The sequence below is a fragment of the Sphingobacterium sp. UBA6645 genome, assembly GCF_002455685.1.
Lineage (GTDB): Bacteria > Bacteroidota > Bacteroidia > Sphingobacteriales > Sphingobacteriaceae > Sphingobacterium > Sphingobacterium hotanense.
In genome coordinates this window covers 61799-79097 of record NZ_DKLH01000052.1, presented here as the reverse complement: position 1 = coordinate 79097, position 17299 = coordinate 61799, and the positions used below count along the sequence as shown (strand labels likewise).

General features: G+C 41.2%; 13 protein-coding genes. 10 read left to right on the top strand and 3 right to left on the bottom strand.

The annotated features are described in order from the left end of the window. Nucleotides 1-97: 97 nt before the first annotated feature. From B2400_RS10525 to B2400_RS10480, 10 genes are all read left to right on the top strand, one after another. Entirely contained in the window at nt 98-3118 is a 3021-nt protein-coding gene (locus B2400_RS10525; protein ID WP_293933203.1) for a DUF2723 domain-containing protein, read from the top strand. 191 nt (nt 3119-3309) lie between these two features. Further along, entirely contained in the window at nt 3310-3855 is a 546-nt protein-coding gene (pyrR, locus tag B2400_RS10520) for a bifunctional pyr operon transcriptional regulator/uracil phosphoribosyltransferase PyrR (RefSeq protein WP_149526964.1), read from the top strand. Between the two features lie 28 nt (nt 3856-3883). Next, nucleotides 3884-4822: an aspartate carbamoyltransferase catalytic subunit gene (locus B2400_RS10515; protein ID WP_286652249.1), complete on the top strand. Its 939-nt coding sequence runs from the start codon at nt 3884-3886 to the stop codon at nt 4820-4822. Nucleotides 4823-5122: 300 nt separating this feature from the next. After that, complete coding sequence (locus tag B2400_RS10510; RefSeq protein ID WP_293933200.1) at nt 5123-8152, top strand: tetratricopeptide repeat protein; 3030 nt, start codon at nt 5123-5125, stop codon at nt 8150-8152. Nucleotides 8153-8164: 12 nt separating this feature from the next. Continuing rightward, complete coding sequence (locus B2400_RS10505; RefSeq protein ID WP_293933198.1) at nt 8165-9892, top strand: TonB-dependent receptor; 1728 nt, start codon at nt 8165-8167, stop codon at nt 9890-9892. A gap of 36 nt (nt 9893-9928) precedes the next feature. Beyond that, a complete protein-coding gene (locus B2400_RS10500; RefSeq protein WP_293933197.1) occupies nt 9929-10993 on the top strand; it encodes a hypothetical protein in 1065 nt (354 codons plus the stop codon). 33 nt (nt 10994-11026) lie between these two features. Further along, nucleotides 11027-11725: a MotA/TolQ/ExbB proton channel family protein gene (locus B2400_RS10495; RefSeq protein ID WP_293933195.1), complete on the top strand. Its 699-nt coding sequence runs from the start codon at nt 11027-11029 to the stop codon at nt 11723-11725. A gap of 30 nt (nt 11726-11755) precedes the next feature. Continuing rightward, nucleotides 11756-12163, top strand: a complete 408-nt coding sequence (locus tag B2400_RS10490; RefSeq protein ID WP_149526959.1) for an ExbD/TolR family protein — start codon at nt 11756-11758, stop codon at nt 12161-12163. A gap of 62 nt (nt 12164-12225) precedes the next feature. Then, complete coding sequence (locus B2400_RS10485; RefSeq protein WP_149526958.1) at nt 12226-13047, top strand: energy transducer TonB; 822 nt, start codon at nt 12226-12228, stop codon at nt 13045-13047. Nucleotides 13048-13062: 15 nt separating this feature from the next. Beyond that, entirely contained in the window at nt 13063-14364 is a 1302-nt protein-coding gene (locus B2400_RS10480; protein WP_293933193.1) for a bifunctional folylpolyglutamate synthase/dihydrofolate synthase, read from the top strand. Here the strand turns inward: B2400_RS10480 and B2400_RS10475 are convergent. From B2400_RS10475 to B2400_RS10465, 3 genes are all read right to left on the bottom strand, one after another. Continuing rightward, nucleotides 14351-15373, bottom strand: coding sequence for an asparaginase (locus tag B2400_RS10475; protein ID WP_149526956.1), 1023 nt, complete (start codon nt 15371-15373; stop codon nt 14351-14353). The genes B2400_RS10480 and B2400_RS10475 overlap by 14 nt on opposite strands. A gap of 6 nt (nt 15374-15379) precedes the next feature. After that, complete coding sequence (locus B2400_RS10470) at nt 15380-16174, bottom strand: TatD family hydrolase (RefSeq protein ID WP_293933192.1); 795 nt, start codon at nt 16172-16174, stop codon at nt 15380-15382. Between the two features lie 110 nt (nt 16175-16284). After that, a complete protein-coding gene (locus B2400_RS10465; protein ID WP_260042441.1) occupies nt 16285-17295 on the bottom strand; it encodes an FKBP-type peptidyl-prolyl cis-trans isomerase in 1011 nt (336 codons plus the stop codon). Between the last annotated feature and the right edge of the window lie 4 nt (nt 17296-17299).

Sequence of the window (17299 nt, the reverse complement as noted above, 5' to 3'; positions counted from 1 at the left end):
TCGTGAAAATCTGCTTGTAAAAAGCGAAACTATTTGTTTGAATGTACTCAGGAATCCTTATTTTCGAAGCAGATTTTTGAAAACCTTATCATTTAGTATGAATTATACGAAACTGAATAATCTGTTGGGATGGGCCTGTGGTATAATAGCAACCTTGGTTTATGTTTTAACGGCAGAGAAGACCACGAGTTGGTGGGATACGGGTGAGTTTATTGCATCTGCTTACAAGATGCAAATTGTTCACCAACCGGGAGCTCCATTATTCTTAATGATCCAGAACGTGTTCTCGAACCTAGCGATGGGCGATAGAACACAGATAGCTTATTGGATGAATATAGGTTCTGCGGTATGTAGCGGTATGACGATTTTGTTCTTGTTCTGGACGATTACTGCATTAGCTCGCAAGGCTTATGTGAAGTTTTCCCGCACGGCAGAGGTTTCTCAAACGGCCTTAATCAACATTATGGGTGCTGGTGTTGTAGGTGCTTTAGCTTACACATTTACCGACACATTTTGGTTTTCGGCAGTAGAATCAGAGGTTTACGCGATGTCGTCTTTATGTACGGCGGTGGTATTCTGGGCAATATTGAAATGGGAGGTTCGTGCAGACGAACCCGGTTCCGATAAATGGTTATTGTTGATCGCCTATGTAATGGGATTATCCATTGGAGTCCACTTATTGAACTTATTGGTTATTCCGGCTATTGCTTTAGTTGTTTATTTCCGTAGAGCGCAAACCGTGACTTCGGGCGGTGTTTTCAAAGCATTGGCTATCGGGGTTGTGATTTTAGGTTTGGTATTATGGGGTATCATCCAATACTTGATCAAGTTTGCTGCTTATACTGATTTATTCTTTGTGAATACATTAGGGTTAGGCTTCGGAACAGGTGTTACTTTCTTTGCTTTATTAGTTGTTGGCGGACTGTTATTCGGATTGTGGTATTCGATTAAACATGTGAAGCCAATCCTAAATATAGCCTTGTTGAGTGTTTCTTTCATAATTTTCGGTTATAGTTCATTCTCGATGATCTTGATCCGTGCGAAGGCAAACCCAACTTTGAACAACTCTGACCCGGACAATGCTTTTACATTCTTAAGCTATTTGAACCGTGAGCAATATGGGGATGAACCTTTATTGAGCGGTCGTTACTTCGATGCGAAACCTACGGACATTTTTGAAACAGGCAATGTTTACCGTAAGGATGGTAATAAATATGTAGTTGCTAAAAAGAAATACGATTATACGTTTGATCATACGACATTATTTCCTCGTGTTTATTCGGATAAGCATGAAGGATTTTATCGTGATTGGTTAAGCATGGGAGCGGGGGATAAGCCTTCGATGGGGAATAACCTGAACTTCTTCTTTACTTATCAGATCGGGCATATGTATAGCCGTTATTTCATGTGGAACTTTGTAGGTCGCCAAAACGATCAGCAGGGGCATGGATCATTTACCGAAGGCAACTGGATTTCGGGAATCAAACCTTTAGATAATATTCGATTAGGTGGTCAGGATGTATTGCCTACCAGCGAGAAAGAGAATGCAGGTCGCAATACCTATTTCTTCTTGCCTTTGATATTGGGAGTTTTAGGAGCTTTATGGCAGTTTAAGAAGCAGAATCGCGATGCTGCGGTTGTCGCTTTATTGTTCTTCTTTACGGGTTTGGCGATCGTATTATATTTGAATCAGACGCCTATGCAGCCGCGCGAGCGTGATTATGCATATGTAGGTTCCTTCTATGCCTTTAGTATTTGGATCGGTCTGGGGGTGATATGGATTGCAGAGAAACTGAGCGGCAAGATCAATGCGAAGAATGCGGCGATCGGTGCTACTGCAGTTTCGTTCTTAGCGGGACCAGTATTGCTGGCAAGTCAGAACTGGGACGATCATGATCGTTCCGAGAAATTCTTGGCTCGTGATATGGCGAAGAACTATTTGGAGTCTTGTGCACCGAATGCCATCCTGTTCAGCTATGGAGATAATGATACTTACCCGCTATGGTATGTACAGGAGGTCGAAAACTTCCGTCCAGACGTGCGAGTAGTAAACTTGAGTTTATTGAGCGCAGATTGGTACATGAAGCAAATGATGCATAAGGTGAATGAGGCTGATGCATTGCCAATCAATATCGATCCAGAGAAAATTAAAGATGGGGTACGCGATGTCATCTATTATAACGACTTCAACGTTCCTGAAAATATCGAAATCAAGACTTTGTTAGATATCATGTTGTCGGACAACCAACAGAACATGGTGCAATTGCAAAGTGGTGAATATGCAAACGTATTGCCAACGAAGAAAATGCAGTATACGGTAGATAAAGCTGCGGTTATTGCGAATAAGGTTGTTCCTAAAGAGTGGGAAGACGCTATCGTTGATACCATGAAATGGAATTACAGTATGAACATTGTTAGCCGTGCGGAATTATCATTGCTTTCGATCTTAGCGAATAATAATTGGAAACGCCCGATCTATTTCACGACGACTACGCCAGATGAGAATATGATCGGCTTGAATAAGTATATGGTTTCTGAAGGTTTTGCTTTGCGTTTGATGCCGGTTGCCTTGGCTGCTGACTCAGCAAGCAACAATGAGCCTATCTCGGATGTGGAAGGTACTTACAATAATATTGTGAATAAGTTCCAATGGGGCAATATTGCTAACTCCAAATACTTAGATCCAGATTCGTATCGCTATATTTCTATGTACGTGGGTTCATTATTTGGCGAAACAGCACAGAACTTATTAGCGATGGGCAAGACAACGGAGGCGAAGAAATTAGTGAACAATGCTTACGAAAATATGCCTAAGCGTGTTTATCAGATGGCTGAGGTATTTAGCTATGCGAGCTTAATCGACGCGATGTATAAGGTAGGAGAGAAGGATAAAGCCAATGAGATTACAAAACGTAATCTGCAGTATTTGCGCGAGAATATGGCGTACTATACAGCGATTGCAGAAAAGAAGCCTAACCTAGAATATAGGAATATGCGTTTCGGCTTGGCTTCAATCCAAAACTATCAACGTGTGTTAACAGAAGCAAACCAGAAAGAATTGCTGGATGAGGTAAACAAGATTTTCGAAGTTTACCGACCTCTATTCGAAGGGAATTAAATATTTGATAAAAAGCAGCTTAGATTTTAAGCTGCTTTTTTTTATGAATTGTTTGTTTTCAAACGCAATCAAGAACTTTCATCCAAGTTGCTGTTTCAATGGAGCCATGAAAGTTTTTATGTGCTAAGTTGGGGCCTGATGATTACGATTTTTGGAAAAAATCCCTTAAGTTTGCCTAAATAAATCCATAAATGAAACAATCGATATTATTAGATGGACCCAAGTTTCAGATTACGCTCAAGCGATTGTCTCAACAATTAATTGAAAATCATGGGGATTTCAGTAATGCCGTAATCATTGGTATTCAACCCCGCGGGACTTATCTGGCGGAGCGCTTGATACAGGAGATTAAGGAGATGACTGGAGTCGAAGTACCGCTCGGTATTTTGGATATAACTTTTTATCGTGATGATTTCCGTATGAAAGGTCAATCGCCATTATTAGCGAACAGTACGCATATTGATTTTATTGTAGACGACAAGGATGTCATCTTTGTGGATGATGTGCTTTGGACTGGACGTACCATCCGATCTGCAATGGATGCTATCCAAGCATTCGGTAGAGCAAAGCGCATTGAATTGATGGTTTTGGTGGATCGTCGATTCTCCAGACAAATTCCTATCCAACCGGATTACATCGGTATTCAGGTCGATTCAATCGATTCGCAGAAAGTGATCGTAAGCTGGAAAGAAGTAGATGACAGCGATAGCATTGTGCTGATCACCGAGAAGAAATAGTGATTTTTTATTGTTTAACATTTAACAAATGTCAACATCCGAACAACTTAGTACCCGCCATCTGTTAGGTATCAAGGATTTAAATAGCAACGACATCCAATTGATCTTGGATACGGCTGCAAATTTCAAAGATGTATTGAACCGCCCGATTAAAAAGGTGCCTTCTTTGAGAGATATTACCATCGCGAATGTATTCTTTGAAAACTCGACGCGTACGCGATTATCATTCGAATTAGCAGAAAAGCGACTTTCTGCAGATATCATCAATTTCGCGGCATCATCATCATCGGTAAGTAAGGGTGAAACCTTAATCGATACGGTTAACAATATCCTGGCGATGAAGGTGGATATGATCGTGATGCGCCATCCGTATGCAGGGGCTGGCGTTTTCTTGAGCAGACACGTGGATGCGCAGATTGTAAATGCTGGCGACGGCGCCCATGAGCACCCGACACAGGCTTTATTAGATTCTTTCTCGATTCGCGAACGCCTAGGCGATGTGGCTGGAAAGAAAGTTGCAATTATTGGCGATATACTTCACTCTCGTGTAGCCCTGTCCAATATTCTATGTTTGCAAAAGCAAGGTGCGGAGGTGATGGTTTGTGGACCAACGACATTGATTCCTAAATATATCCGCTCATTGGGCGTGAAAGTTGAGCATGATCTGATGAAAGCTTTAAACTGGTGTGATGTGGCAAATATGCTTCGCATACAGTTGGAACGTCAGGATATCGCTTATTTTCCTTCTCTTCGTGAATACTCGATGTTGTACGGTTTGAATAAAGAGATTTTAGACTCACTAGATAAAGAGATTGTCATCATGCACCCGGGGCCTATTAATAGAGGGGTGGAGATTACTTCGGATGTAGCCGACAGTAGTCATTCCATTATCCTGGATCAGGTTGAAAATGGAGTAGCCGTGCGTATGGCGGTGCTCTATTTGTTAGCTGGACAAAGAGGAAGCTAATCGAAGTGCATTAGTTCAAAATATAGGGAAGGGCTGTCTGTTTAGGCGGCCCTTTTCCGTTGGAAAATATATCATAAAAGGTTCATAAATGCCTAACATTCTATTGTTATATTTTTGAGATATTCATAATGTTAAACATTGTTAAAATAGCGTGGTTATTAACAGGTGTTAACAACTTTTGAGGAAAACATTGAAGTTATCTTTTAATTTCGTAGGTTGAAGATATTGTATCACAAAGCGAAGGTTTTTGACACATGTTTTTATAATTGGAAAGCATATAAAAAAGGAGTAATCGATCGTATGTATAAAAAAATTTACCAGGTAGGTGTGGCTTTGACCTTATTGAGTACACCTGTATTCGCGCAGCATTCGGCTTGGCAAGAGGTGAATAAGGCTTATAAAGAGGGCTTAGAGCTTTATGAGCGCGGGAAATACAGTTCAGCGGCAAAGCAGTTTGATAAAGTAGAGGAAATCAGAACGAAGTCTACCTTGCAATTGGATGAAACCGAAGAGTTAAGCTTGTTGAAAGAGAACGTTCGTTTCTTTCAAGCGGTTTGCGCTTTAGAGCTTGGTGAATCGGATGCTGAAAACAGGTTCTTAAAATACATTCGCGACTATCCGGCTTCGGCAAACTCAAAAGCGGCCTATTTCCAAATCGGTAAATCATACTACGCGAAGCAAGATTATGCTAAAGCGATTGAATGGTTTGAAAAAATTGATAGCAAGAACTTAGCTGGAGCAGAAAATACGGAGTACCGTTTTAAGCTTGCCTACGCTAAATTTATGACTGGTGATTATGAGGCTTCCAAGCCGGTTTTCACTGAGTTGAAAGATAAATCAGGGCAATATCAGGAAGCCTCGATTTATTACTATGCTTACTTAAGCTACTTAGATCAGGAATACAAGACAGCATTAAATGAATTTGAACGTTTAGAAGGTTCAAAAACATACGAAAATTCTTACCCCTATTATATCACAGCGTTGTATTTCTTAGATAAGCGCTATGATGATGTTTTGGCTTATGCGCTTCCTAAGTTGCAAAGTACGAAGCAAGAGAGTGAAACAGAGATGTTCCGTATTGTTGCGGCGACCTACTTTATCAAAGGTGATTTAGCAAAGTCGAAAGAATACTATGATAGGTTCCAAGCGCAGGATCAAGGTAAAACGCAGAATAATCAAGATAGCTACCAAATTGGTTATATCAATTATAAGTTAGGTAACTACGAAAAGGCCATTCAAGAGTTAGAGAAATTGGAAGAGCCGGATGCGTACTTCCAAAGTGCGATGATTACGCTTGGTGATTCGTTCTTGAAAACGGGCAATAAGCAAAGCGCTAGAAATGCATTCTTCCGTGCGTCGAAATTGGATTTCGATCCGCAATTAAAAGAAGAAGGTTTATTCAACTATGCGAAGCTTTCGTATGATTTGGAATTCCACCAAGTGGCATTAGATGCGGTTCAGGAATATATCAAAACATATCCAAGATCTAAACGCAATGAAGAGGCGAAGACACTTTTAGCGGAGGTGTTGTTAAGCACGAAAAACTACCGTGCGGCGGTTGATGTCTTAGAAGACCTTGACAGAAGAAGTAAGGAAGCGAATGCAGCATACCAAAAGGTGACATACTACCGCGGTTTAGAATATTATAACGAACGCGCATTTGAGAATGCAATTTCCATGTTCATGCGTTCGGAGGCGAACCGCCACGACGAGGAGATTTTTGCTTTAGCAACCTATTGGAAAGCAGAAGCAATGTATGAAGTTCGTAAGTATAAAGAGGCTGTTGCAAACTTCAATAAGTTCTTACAATTGCCGGCGGCTCGTAAGACTGATGTTTACAACTATGCAAACTATGCTTTAGCATATGCAGCTTTCCGTGCGGATAACTACAGCACAGCGGCAAATTATTTCGAACGTTTCTTATCAGGTGGTGGTAAAGATGGCATCGATTTGAATACAAGAAATGATGCGATGGCACGTGCGGCTGACTCCTACTTGGCGATCAAAAACTACAGCAAGGCAGCGAATTACTATGACCGTTTGATTGCGTCTGAAGCACAGAGTCAGGACTACGCTTTATTCCAAAAAGGTATCTTGTTAGGCCTTCAAGGAAACAACCAAGGGAAGATCGAGACCTTGAATTCGGTGATGTCGAAATACCCGAAATCAAATTATGCGGATGATGTGGCGTTCGAAGTGCCATATACATATTTCTTAATGGGTCAACATGACCTTGCAATCACCGGTCTTCAGAAGATGGTGGAGCAATATCCTAGAAGCTCATATGTGCCTAGAGCCCTGACGACAATCGGTTTGGTACAGTACAATAAAGATGATAATGATGCCGCGCTAGCGACATTCCAGCGCGTTGTTAATCAATATCCAACAACCGATGAGGCGAAACAAGCATTGGCTTCTATCGAGAATATTTATTTGGATAAAGGCGATGCATCGGGATATATCCGCTATGCGACTAGCACAAATATTGGTGACTTAAGTACTGCGGAGCAGGATGCGCATGCATTCTCCGTAGCACGTACATTATTTGACCGAGGAAACCACCAAGCGACTGTTGAGGCGGTAAATGCTTATTTCGATAAGTTTCCTAAGCCTATTCAAGAGAAACATGCTCGTTTCTTACGCGCGGAGTCCAATGCTGCTTTAGGGAAAGATAAGGAAGCAATGCATGACTTCAACATCATTATGAACGACTGGACCTCGGCTTATACGGAGCGCACGTTGGTGTCTGTTGCGAAGTTGCACCTACGCAATAAAGCTTACAATGAAGCTGTTCAAGTATTGAAGAAGTTAGAGCTGACGTCAGAATATAAAGAGAATTATGGCTGGGCAGTGAACAACTTGCTGGTTAGTTATTTCAATATCGGCGATTATACAGAGACCTTGACTTATGCGAATATTATTAAGAAGTATGAGAAAGCTTCAGAAGAGGATATCGCCAAAGCACATTTGTATGCAGCGAAAGCTTATCTATCTACGAGCAAAGGCTCGGAGGGTATGAAGGAGCTTAATCTTGCTGCTTTAAAATCGAAGACAGAAACTGGCGCGGAAGCACGTTATCTTGTTGCTGAACAACAAGTGAAGAACAAGAACTACGACGGTGCGATCAAGTCGGCAATGGATATTTCAGATTCTTTCTCATCATACGATTACTGGGTTGCTAAAGGATTTATCTTGATGGCCCAAGCTTATATTGGCAAGGACGATAAATTCCAAGCGAAGTCGACCTTGGAAAGTATCATTGATAACTACGAAAACACAACGGACGGTGTGTTGGATGAAGCAAAGAAACTATTAGCAACAATTAAATAAGAATAGGAAAAGATGAAGTTGAATACTATAGTAAAACAGTCTGGACTACTAGCCCTGTTATTGGCCATGGGATCACAAGCGTATGCGCAGCGTGATACCACGAATCGCCCAGTAACCTTGGATTCATTTGATATTGTTCGTGACTATCGTCCTATTCTTGCTGATGCGGTGAAGATTCGTCGTAGCCCTGATATGGCAAACAAACGTGAATATATGCCGAAGCTGAATTATGGCAATGTTCCGGATAAGAAGTTAGATATCAATACAGGGTTAAGTGAGTTGAAAATAATGGAAACTCCTTTTTCTAGGATTGTAGATCATAGCAGTAATTATGTGAAGTTGGGCGTGGGTAATCTAGGTACTATCCTTGGCGAGGCTTATTTCGCGGTGGAAGATTATGAGGATATCCGTTTTGGAGGTTTTGTAAAACACCTGAACCAGAAAGGTAATTTAGACGATCAGAAGTTCTCTCGACAAGAGGTTGGTGTTTTCGGTCGCCGCATATTCCCTATGTTTACTGTGAATGGATTGATTGGATACAACGGCTTTGGAACTCGTTTCTACGGAATCCCAATGGATGTTGATAATAACAATCTAAATCCAACACGCGAAGCACAACGTTTTAATGATATCTACTTCTCAGGAGAGTTGACAAGCAACTTTGACCCTGCTAATGAGGATGCATTAAGCTACTCTGTGAAAGCGGATGCTTATACTTATAAAGATAAGTTTGATGGCAAAGAAAACTCGATTGCCCTTTCAGGTTACTTAAATAAGCGCCTTCGTACTTTCAACATCGGTGCCAATGTGGCCTTAGATTTCAATAGCATCGGCGGTGTGAATACACCTGATGGTAATTTGAATAACTCGCTTGTCAATGCGAACCCTTATATCAAATTCAAAGGAGATAACTACAATATTACCTTAGGCGCAAATATCGTATCAGAATTTGGTGATAGCTCAAGATTTAATATTTTCCCTGTTGCGGAGATTGACTTCTCGCTTGTACCGGGCTATTTTTATATCTTCGGAGGTGTGAAAGGTGGTGTGGAGAAAGGATCATTCCGTAGCTTCACAAAAACAAATCCATATTTAGGATTGACGCCAAACATCATGAATACGGTAGAACGTATGAATATCTATGGTGGTATCAAAGGAAATGCAGGAGCTACATTTGGTTATAAGGTAAAAGCATTCTACAGACAGATCGAAGGATTACCGATGTTTGTTAACAATGTGGATCGTCCTTTCCAATTTGATTTAGTATATGATGGCGATGGCGATAAGGCATTGAAACATGTAGGAATCGAAGGAGAGATCAACGTTCGTTTATCAGAATTGGTTAACTTAGGAGGTCGCTTAAATATCGATAACTACACGACAGTGTCGCAGGAAGAAGCATGGCATTTGCCAAAAATGCGATTAGCTGCGAATGCTCGATTTAATATTTCGGAGAAATTATACATCGATGCTGAGGCGCTCTTTCATGGAAATGCTACTGCTCGTGAGTACACATATACAACAGATCAGACTACGAACGTGACTTCGCCATCAGCGACTTACTCGAAGACTTCGATTCCATCGTTCTTTGATTTAAGTGCCGGTGCAGAATATAAAGCGACTAAACAATTGGGTATTTTTGTGAAAGCAAATAACATGTTCAATACAGAATACTCTCGCTACTTATACTATCCAAAGCTAGGATTTAATATATTAGGCGGTATTAATTTTTCGTTTTAAGCAGACAAACTTTAACTTTGCAGCTTTAATGCAATAATGGATTTAGGAAAATACATTCATCAACTTTTAAAACGCAGGAACGAAGTCTATGTGAAGGGCTTAGGTACCTTTAAGCGTATTCATACCTCTTCGGTCTATGACGAGAGGAGAGCAATGTATCTTCCACCCGTTACGTACTTGGAGTTTGATGGAAAGTCTAATGAGGGTGTTGATTTCGCAGACTATGTTCAGCAATCGCTTCAACTATCACGTACTGATGCAGAGCAAAAGGTAGAAGAACAGGTTATTCAGCTGCTGGAAGAAATAAAGGATCACGGCGTAGGTGTATTGAATCATTTAGGTCAATTCATCAAGCATGGGAATTCTTTAGTCTTCAAGGCGGAAGATCTTTCAGGATTCCATTTGCAACCGGTAGAAGGTGCACAAGAGGAGGTTGCTGAAGTTCCTATCGCTGCGGAAATAGTGGTCGATGAACCGAATCTCGAAGAGGAATTAGTCGAAGAAGAGTCTGTAGAAGCAGCAGTACCGGAGGTGGAAGCTCCCATTGTTGAAGAGCCAATACAAGCCGAGGAACAAGAAACTCTTGTTGAGCCGGAAGTGAAATCCTCGAATAAGACTGCTTGGTATATGGTTGCCGCAATAGTCGCATTAGCAATTATTGGAAGCTTGTTCTATCTCAATCGTGCGGGACAAACAACAGCAGAGGTGCCATCTACTGATACAATAGCGAATGCTCCTGTAACGGATATTGATACTGCAGTAACCCAGAGTTTGGACACATTGAATCAAGTTGCAGATACGACTGTTGTTGATACAACACAGCGTACTGTTCCTACAGATAATAAACCATTGATTCCGGCAAATCATAACTATCAAGTCGTAATTGGTTCACATCGAACCTTGGCGCAAGCGTATGAGCAAGCGGAATCTTTTAATAAAGCAGGGATTACTTCTGTTCGGGTAATTCCAAGTAAGTTGGCTAAGAACCTTAAAAAGGTTATTTGGGATTCTTACGAAACAAAAGAACAAGCAGACTCTGCACTCCGTTATGTGCAGAAAAGATATGTTTCTGACGCATGGTCGGGACCTATAAATAAGTAAAATCAATCAAAACAGCATACATACTATTTAATTATGTCATTAGTACAGAACCCTATTACCGTTGATACCTTAAATCAAGTTCAACAACAAACCGTAGCCTTAGCTACTCAGGAGGATTTAAACCTAATTCAGCTTTTGATGAAAGGTGGATGGATCATGATTCCTATCATATTACTATTCTTCTTAGGATTAGTAATCTTCTTCGAACGCTTTATCACCATTAGAAAGGCTGGAAAGTCGGAAGGTGGCTTATTAGCGCAAGTGAAAAGCAATGTGCTTTCAGGTAAATTGGATGCAGCAATGGCAGTATGTCGCTCATCGAACTCGGCATTAGCTCGCATGTTGCAAAAAGGTTTGACTCGTGTTGGTCGTCCGATCAAGGATATCGAAGGTGCTATCGAGAACCAAGGTAAACTTGAAGTATCTCGCTTAGAAAAGAACATCAATATCTTAGGTATTATCGCAGGTATCGCGCCGATGCTTGGTTTCGTAGGAACGATCTTCGGGGTAATCCAGATCTTCCGTGATGTGGAAATTGCGGGCGGTATTGATATTGGTTCGGTATCTGGAGGTCTTTATGTAAAAATGATTGCATCGGCATCAGGTTTAACAATTGGTATCTTAGCTTATATTGGATACCATATCCTAAACATGATGGTGGAGCGCTTAATCCTTCGCATCGAGACTGATGCTATCGAGTTTATCGATTTATTGGATGAGCCAAGTATGTAATCCTTTTGGAAAACCCTTGAAAGACAAAAAATGAATTTACGCAATAGAAGAAATAAACCTTCTGCAGAAGTACATACAGCAGCGCTGAATGACATCATGTTCTTCCTGATGTTGTTCTTCTTGTTGGCTTCAGCAGTATCTAACCCGCAGGTGGTAAAATTGCTTTTACCCAAGTCAAGTGCAGGTGAGCAATCTGTAGCGAAGAAAACAATGACCATCTCCATCACGAGCGATTTATTATATCACGTTGATAAACAAGCAGTACCGTTAGAATCCTTGGAACAGATGATACAATCAAGTATGGCAACCGGCGAGGAATTAACGATCATGCTTTACGCGGATAGCACTGTGCCTATTCAGAACGTTATCTCTGTTATGGATATCGCGAACAGACTTAAAGTGAAGATGGTTTTAGCGACAGAACCTAAGAAAGACTAAAATAACCCGACCTATTTAAACGTTTCTAGTTTAAAAGGGTCAAAAAGGACAGCATTAAGGATATGTATTACAATCAGTATCAAGAAGAAAATAATCTACCGAAGGCTTTAGGGATATCGTCTTTGGTTATGGCGGGGCTTCTCGCTATCGGATTCTTCATTGTATTTACACAAGACCTTCCTGAATATGGGATGGGAGGGATTATTGTAAACTATGGTACTTCTCCGGAGGGAATGGGCGATGACTACATGAGTGTAGATGAACCTTCGATGGATGAAAATGCCAACAATGTCCGTCCAGATAAAATAGATCCTACCTCAACTCCAATTCCGACACCTTCTCAACAAACAGCAGACAAAGCTGTTGCTACGCAGGATGTAGAAGATGCTCCTGTTGTAAACAAAGCGGAGAAGCCTGTAAAGGCTGTGGCTGAGCAAACTACTGCGGAGAAGAAGAATGCAACACCTGCCGTTAATCCAAATGCTTTGTACAAAGGCAAGAAGAATAACGCTCAGGGTACAGGAGATGGTACAGGATCAACGCCGGGTAACCAAGGTTCTAATCTAGGTGATCCATTGGCGAGCAATTACGGTGAAGGCGGATCCGGATTTGGTAATATGATGCTCTCTTTAGAGAACAGAAGATTTACTGTCCCTCCAAAGATTGAAGATAACGGCCAGCAGACGGGCGTGGTCAAGATTGAATTTACTGTAGACAATAAAGGCAATATCCTTAGAGCGCGCCAAGCGAAGGGCACTACCATTGCCGATTATCGATTAATCCAGAAGTGTATAAACGCCGTACAGAATGCGCGTTTGAATGAGCTGCCAAACGCTCCAAATTCTCAAACTGGATTACTTACCTTCAGATTCAGAGTTAGATAATAATTCATTATTTATATGAAAACATTTGCAGAGGTAATCGAGTATCTATATGCTCGATTACCTATGTTTACTCGTGATGGCGCTTCTGCCATCAATCCCGATGTAGATAAGACCTTGCTATTCTGCGAGGCGCTAGGGAATCCTCATCAACAATTTAAGTCTATTCATATCGCCGGCACAAATGGGAAGGGTTCTACTTCGCATATGATGGCTTCGGTATTTGCTGCCTCAGGTTATAAGACGGGGCTATACACCTCCCCACATCTCGTTGATTTCAGAGAACGAATCCGTATCGATGGGCAAATGATACCCGAGCAAAGGGTGATAGACTTTATCAATGACCATAAAGATTTGATCGAAGAGATCAAACCTTCATTCTTTGAGGTAACAGTCGCGATGGCATTTGATTTCTTTGCGAATGAAAAAGTTGATATAGCGATTATTGAGGTAGGTTTGGGTGGCCGCCTAGACAGTACCAATATTATCAATCCAGAGTTTTGTATGATCACCAATATCGGTATGGATCATATGAATATTTTGGGAGATACCTTGGAAGAGATAGCAGGGGAGAAGGCTGGTATTATTAAGCCTAACACGCCAGTGGTTATCTCCGAACGTCAAGAGTCCATACAGCATGTATTTGTCGAGAAGGCTGAGGAAAATAATGCTCCGCTTTATTTCGCTAATGATTGCTACCAAGTCACCGGTCTGGAAAGAAAAGCAGATGGCCTACATATAAGCATTAACAATAAAGAAGATAACAGTACGAGCGCTTGGCATCTTGACCTAGCCGGAGGATATCAGCAAAAGAATATCTTAGGTGTATTGTGTGCAATCGATCAGCTTCGCGCGATGAGTTTCAACTTGCTCGAAGAGCAGGTTGCTTATGGATTAAGTCATGTACAAGAGTCTACGGGTCTTCGTGGAAGATGGCAAACTTTAAGTACTAAGCCTTGGATTATCTGTGATACCGGACACAATGAGGATGGCATCCGCGAAGTGCTTGCCAACCTAGCAACCCTATCCTACACGAAACTTCACTTTGAATTCGGTGCTATGCGGGATAAAGATTTATCCCATATCTTGCCGCAGCTACCAAAAGATGCGATATACTACTTTGCCGCTCCGGATATGCCACGTGCCATGCCTGCAGATCAGCTAAAAGAGCTCGCAGCAACCTTCGGTTTGCAAGGCAAAAGCTACGCTAGTATCTCAACAGCATTCTTAGCTGCCAAAGAAGCATCAAAAGAAAAGGAATTGATATTTATAGGTGGAAGTACCTTTGTAGTCGCTGATGTGCTAACTAATCATTTTTAGTTAGCTCACCACGAATACTTTGCTGCACCCAGTAGGCAACTTCTTCCTGACTTTCCAATTCGCCCTGTAAATACATTAACTTGGTTACAGCGGTTTCAAAAGTCATGTCATAGCCATTGAGTATGCCAATGCTTTGAAGGCCTTGAGAAGTCTCATAACGGCCTAATTCTACAGACCCTACCTTACATTGAGAAATATCAAGGATATTCTTGCCGCTATCGACAGCATTTTTCAATAGATTCAAGAACCACTCATCGGTCATGGTATTGCCGGACCCAAAGGTTTCCATCACAATGCTACGTACATCCGAGTTTAATACAGCCTCGATTGTCGTCTTATTGATACCCGGGAATAACTTTAATACGCCTACGCGATCATCTATTTTATGGTGGCTAATAAATTCTTTTCCGGTATTATCCTGCAACACCTCTTCGTTATAACGAATGTGGATTCCAGCTTCTGCTAGTACGGGATAGTTTGGCGATCTAAAGGCCTCAAATTTATCCGAATTGTATTTAAAAGATCGATTCCCACGGAATAGCTTATTATCAAACAGAATACAAACCTCTTGGATGATCGAGCGGCCGTTCTTCTTTGCCGATGCGATTTCCAAAGCGGTCATCAAGTTCTCTCGAGCATCAGTTCTGATTTCACCAATCGGTAGCTGCGATCCGGATAGAACGACCGGTTTTTGCAGGCCTTCTAACAAGAAGCTCAACATCGAAGCCGAATAGGCCATCGTGTCCGAACCGTGCAGAATAACAAAGCCATCATATAATTCATAATTATCTCTAATCAGCTCCGCCATTTCTAACCAAATGCTAGGACGCATATTGGAAGAGTCGATAATAGGCTCGAACGAATGCACCGTCAACTTATAATTAAGGCGACTTAAATCAGGAAGATTTTTCTCGATAAGCTCAAAATTGAAGGGAATAAAGGTGCCCGATTCAGGGTCTTTCACCATACCAATTGTTCCCCCAGTGTAGATGATAAAGATATTATGCATGGATTATTATATACTAAATAAATCTTTTGAATTCTGTGTTGTGATTTCAGCAATCTCTGCCAATGGACGCTCGTAAATATCGGCGACTTTTTCTGCAACATGCAGTAGATAGCTGCTCTCGTTTTCTTTACCGCGGTAAGGAACAGGAGCTAAATAGGGCGCATCTGTTTCTAGGATAATGTGTTCTAGCGCAACATTCTTCAAGACCTGGTCCAAGCCTGCCTTCTTAAACGTCACGACGCCACCTATCCCTAATTTGAAGCCAAGTTCAATTGCGCGGTTTGCTTGTTGTAAGTCTCCTGTAAAGCAGTGGAATACGCCAAACAGACGCTCGTCTTTATGGCTATCCAATACTTCGAAGACCTCGTCGAATGCTTCTCGACAATGTATGCTGATTGGTAAGCCTAATTCCTTAGCCCATTCAATCTGCTGCCCGAAAGCGTCTTGCTGAATAGCAAACGTTGATTTATCCCAATAAAGGTCAATACCGATTTCGCCAATCGCATATATTTTGTGTTCCTTGATCGCCTCACGAATCGTCGCAAGCTCATCAAGGTAATTCTCTTTCACGCTGCAGGGATGCAATCCCAGCATAGCAAAACAGTTTTCTGGATATTCCATCGTCGTATTGATAACTTGAGGAATAGACTCCACCTCCACATTCGGCAGGAACAAACGACTAACGCCGTTGGCGAGGCAACGTTGCATCTGCTGCGCTAAAACTTCAGTTCCTTGATGATAGTAAATGTGAGTATGTGTGTCGGTTAAAATAAGCTGTTTTGCTTCATTATTTCCATCCATGGGGCCTAAGTTAAGATATTGTCAGCTAAACTACCTTATACGCATAAAAAAAAGCGGTTTTTTAAATAAAAACCGCTTTTTGTTGAAAATATATTAATATTTTATCTTATTTAATTCACAGGTGCTTGTGCTGGCGCTTGACCAGGGATTTGCATTTGTGGCATTGTTGGAGCCGCAGGCTCACCTTTCGGTCCAGCAATGATATCAACGATCTCTACATCAAACACTAATGGTGCGTATGCAGGGATTTCGCTTTGTTGCTGGCGTTCGCCATATCCTAAAGCAGAAGGGATGATCAAAGTAGCTTTGCTACCTTTTTTCAATAACTGAAGACCTTCAGTCCATCCTGGGATAACCGGTGTATGACCAACGCGAACACGTAATGGCTCGTAAGGACGCATAGCGTTGAATTTGTTGTTTTTCTTAGCTAATTCTACGTCGTTCGTGTCGAAGATTTTACCGTTTGTTAATGCTCCAGTGTAGTTGATTACTACTGTATCACCGATAACTGGGTTAGCACCTTTACCTTCTTCTTTGATTACGTATTGTAAACCAGAAGCAGTTTTCTTAGGTTGCAATTTGTTTTTCTCGATGTATGAAGCGATTTTACCTTCTTCAGCTTTTTTCAAACCTTCCATTTGCGCTAAGTAGTATTGGTTTACTTGCTCAAATAAAGCTGAATCTGTTAAGTTTCCTCTTTTGAAAAGTTTCTTAACCTTAATTGTGTACTCGATGTATTTATCAGCAAACTCAGGCTTAGGTTGACCAGTTCTAGCAGCCATTGTATCTAAGTTTAATTTAAATACAGCGCTATCTCCTTCTCCTAACATTTTCAAAATTGTGTTGTTGTCACCTGGGTATGCACCTGCTTGTTGCATTAATGAGTCAGGCATAATAGGAGCGATTTGAGGTAATCCTAAATCATATGTACTTGCTAAAAGTGAATCACGGTCAGTTTTAACAACGATGTCCATCGCAATAACATCTCCACCAACAGCTTTCTCTCCGCCATTATCTTTAAGGAATTTGTATTCTAGACCACCTTCTCCTTTTTTGAAATTCTGGCATGATGCAAGTGCTAAACTCGCTACTGCTGTCAATAATAAAATTGATTTTTTCATTTTT

Bases quoted from the DNA above. Each gene is read 5' to 3' on its own strand.
- B2400_RS10525 (WP_293933203.1), top strand. From the start codon at position 98: ATGAATTATACGAAACTGAATAATCTGTTGGGATGGGCCTGTGGTATA.
- pyrR (WP_149526964.1), top strand. From the start codon at position 3,310: ATGAAACAATCGATATTATTAGATGGACCCAAGTTTCAGATTACGCTC.
- B2400_RS10515 (WP_286652249.1), top strand. From the start codon at position 3,884: ATGTCAACATCCGAACAACTTAGTACCCGCCATCTGTTAGGTATCAAG.
- B2400_RS10510 (WP_293933200.1), top strand. From the start codon at position 5,123: ATGTATAAAAAAATTTACCAGGTAGGTGTGGCTTTGACCTTATTGAGT.
- B2400_RS10505 (WP_293933198.1), top strand. From the start codon at position 8,165: ATGAAGTTGAATACTATAGTAAAACAGTCTGGACTACTAGCCCTGTTA.
- B2400_RS10500 (WP_293933197.1), top strand. From the start codon at position 9,929: ATGGATTTAGGAAAATACATTCATCAACTTTTAAAACGCAGGAACGAA.
- B2400_RS10495 (WP_293933195.1), top strand. From the start codon at position 11,027: ATGTCATTAGTACAGAACCCTATTACCGTTGATACCTTAAATCAAGTT.
- B2400_RS10490 (WP_149526959.1), top strand. From the start codon at position 11,756: ATGAATTTACGCAATAGAAGAAATAAACCTTCTGCAGAAGTACATACA.
- B2400_RS10485 (WP_149526958.1), top strand. From the start codon at position 12,226: ATGTATTACAATCAGTATCAAGAAGAAAATAATCTACCGAAGGCTTTA.
- B2400_RS10480 (WP_293933193.1), top strand. From the start codon at position 13,063: ATGAAAACATTTGCAGAGGTAATCGAGTATCTATATGCTCGATTACCT.
- B2400_RS10475 (WP_149526956.1), bottom strand. From the start codon at position 15,373: ATGCATAATATCTTTATCATCTACACTGGGGGAACAATTGGTATGGTG.
- B2400_RS10470 (WP_293933192.1), bottom strand. From the start codon at position 16,174: ATGGATGGAAATAATGAAGCAAAACAGCTTATTTTAACCGACACACAT.
- B2400_RS10465 (WP_260042441.1), bottom strand. From the start codon at position 17,295: ATGAAAAAATCAATTTTATTATTGACAGCAGTAGCGAGTTTAGCACTT.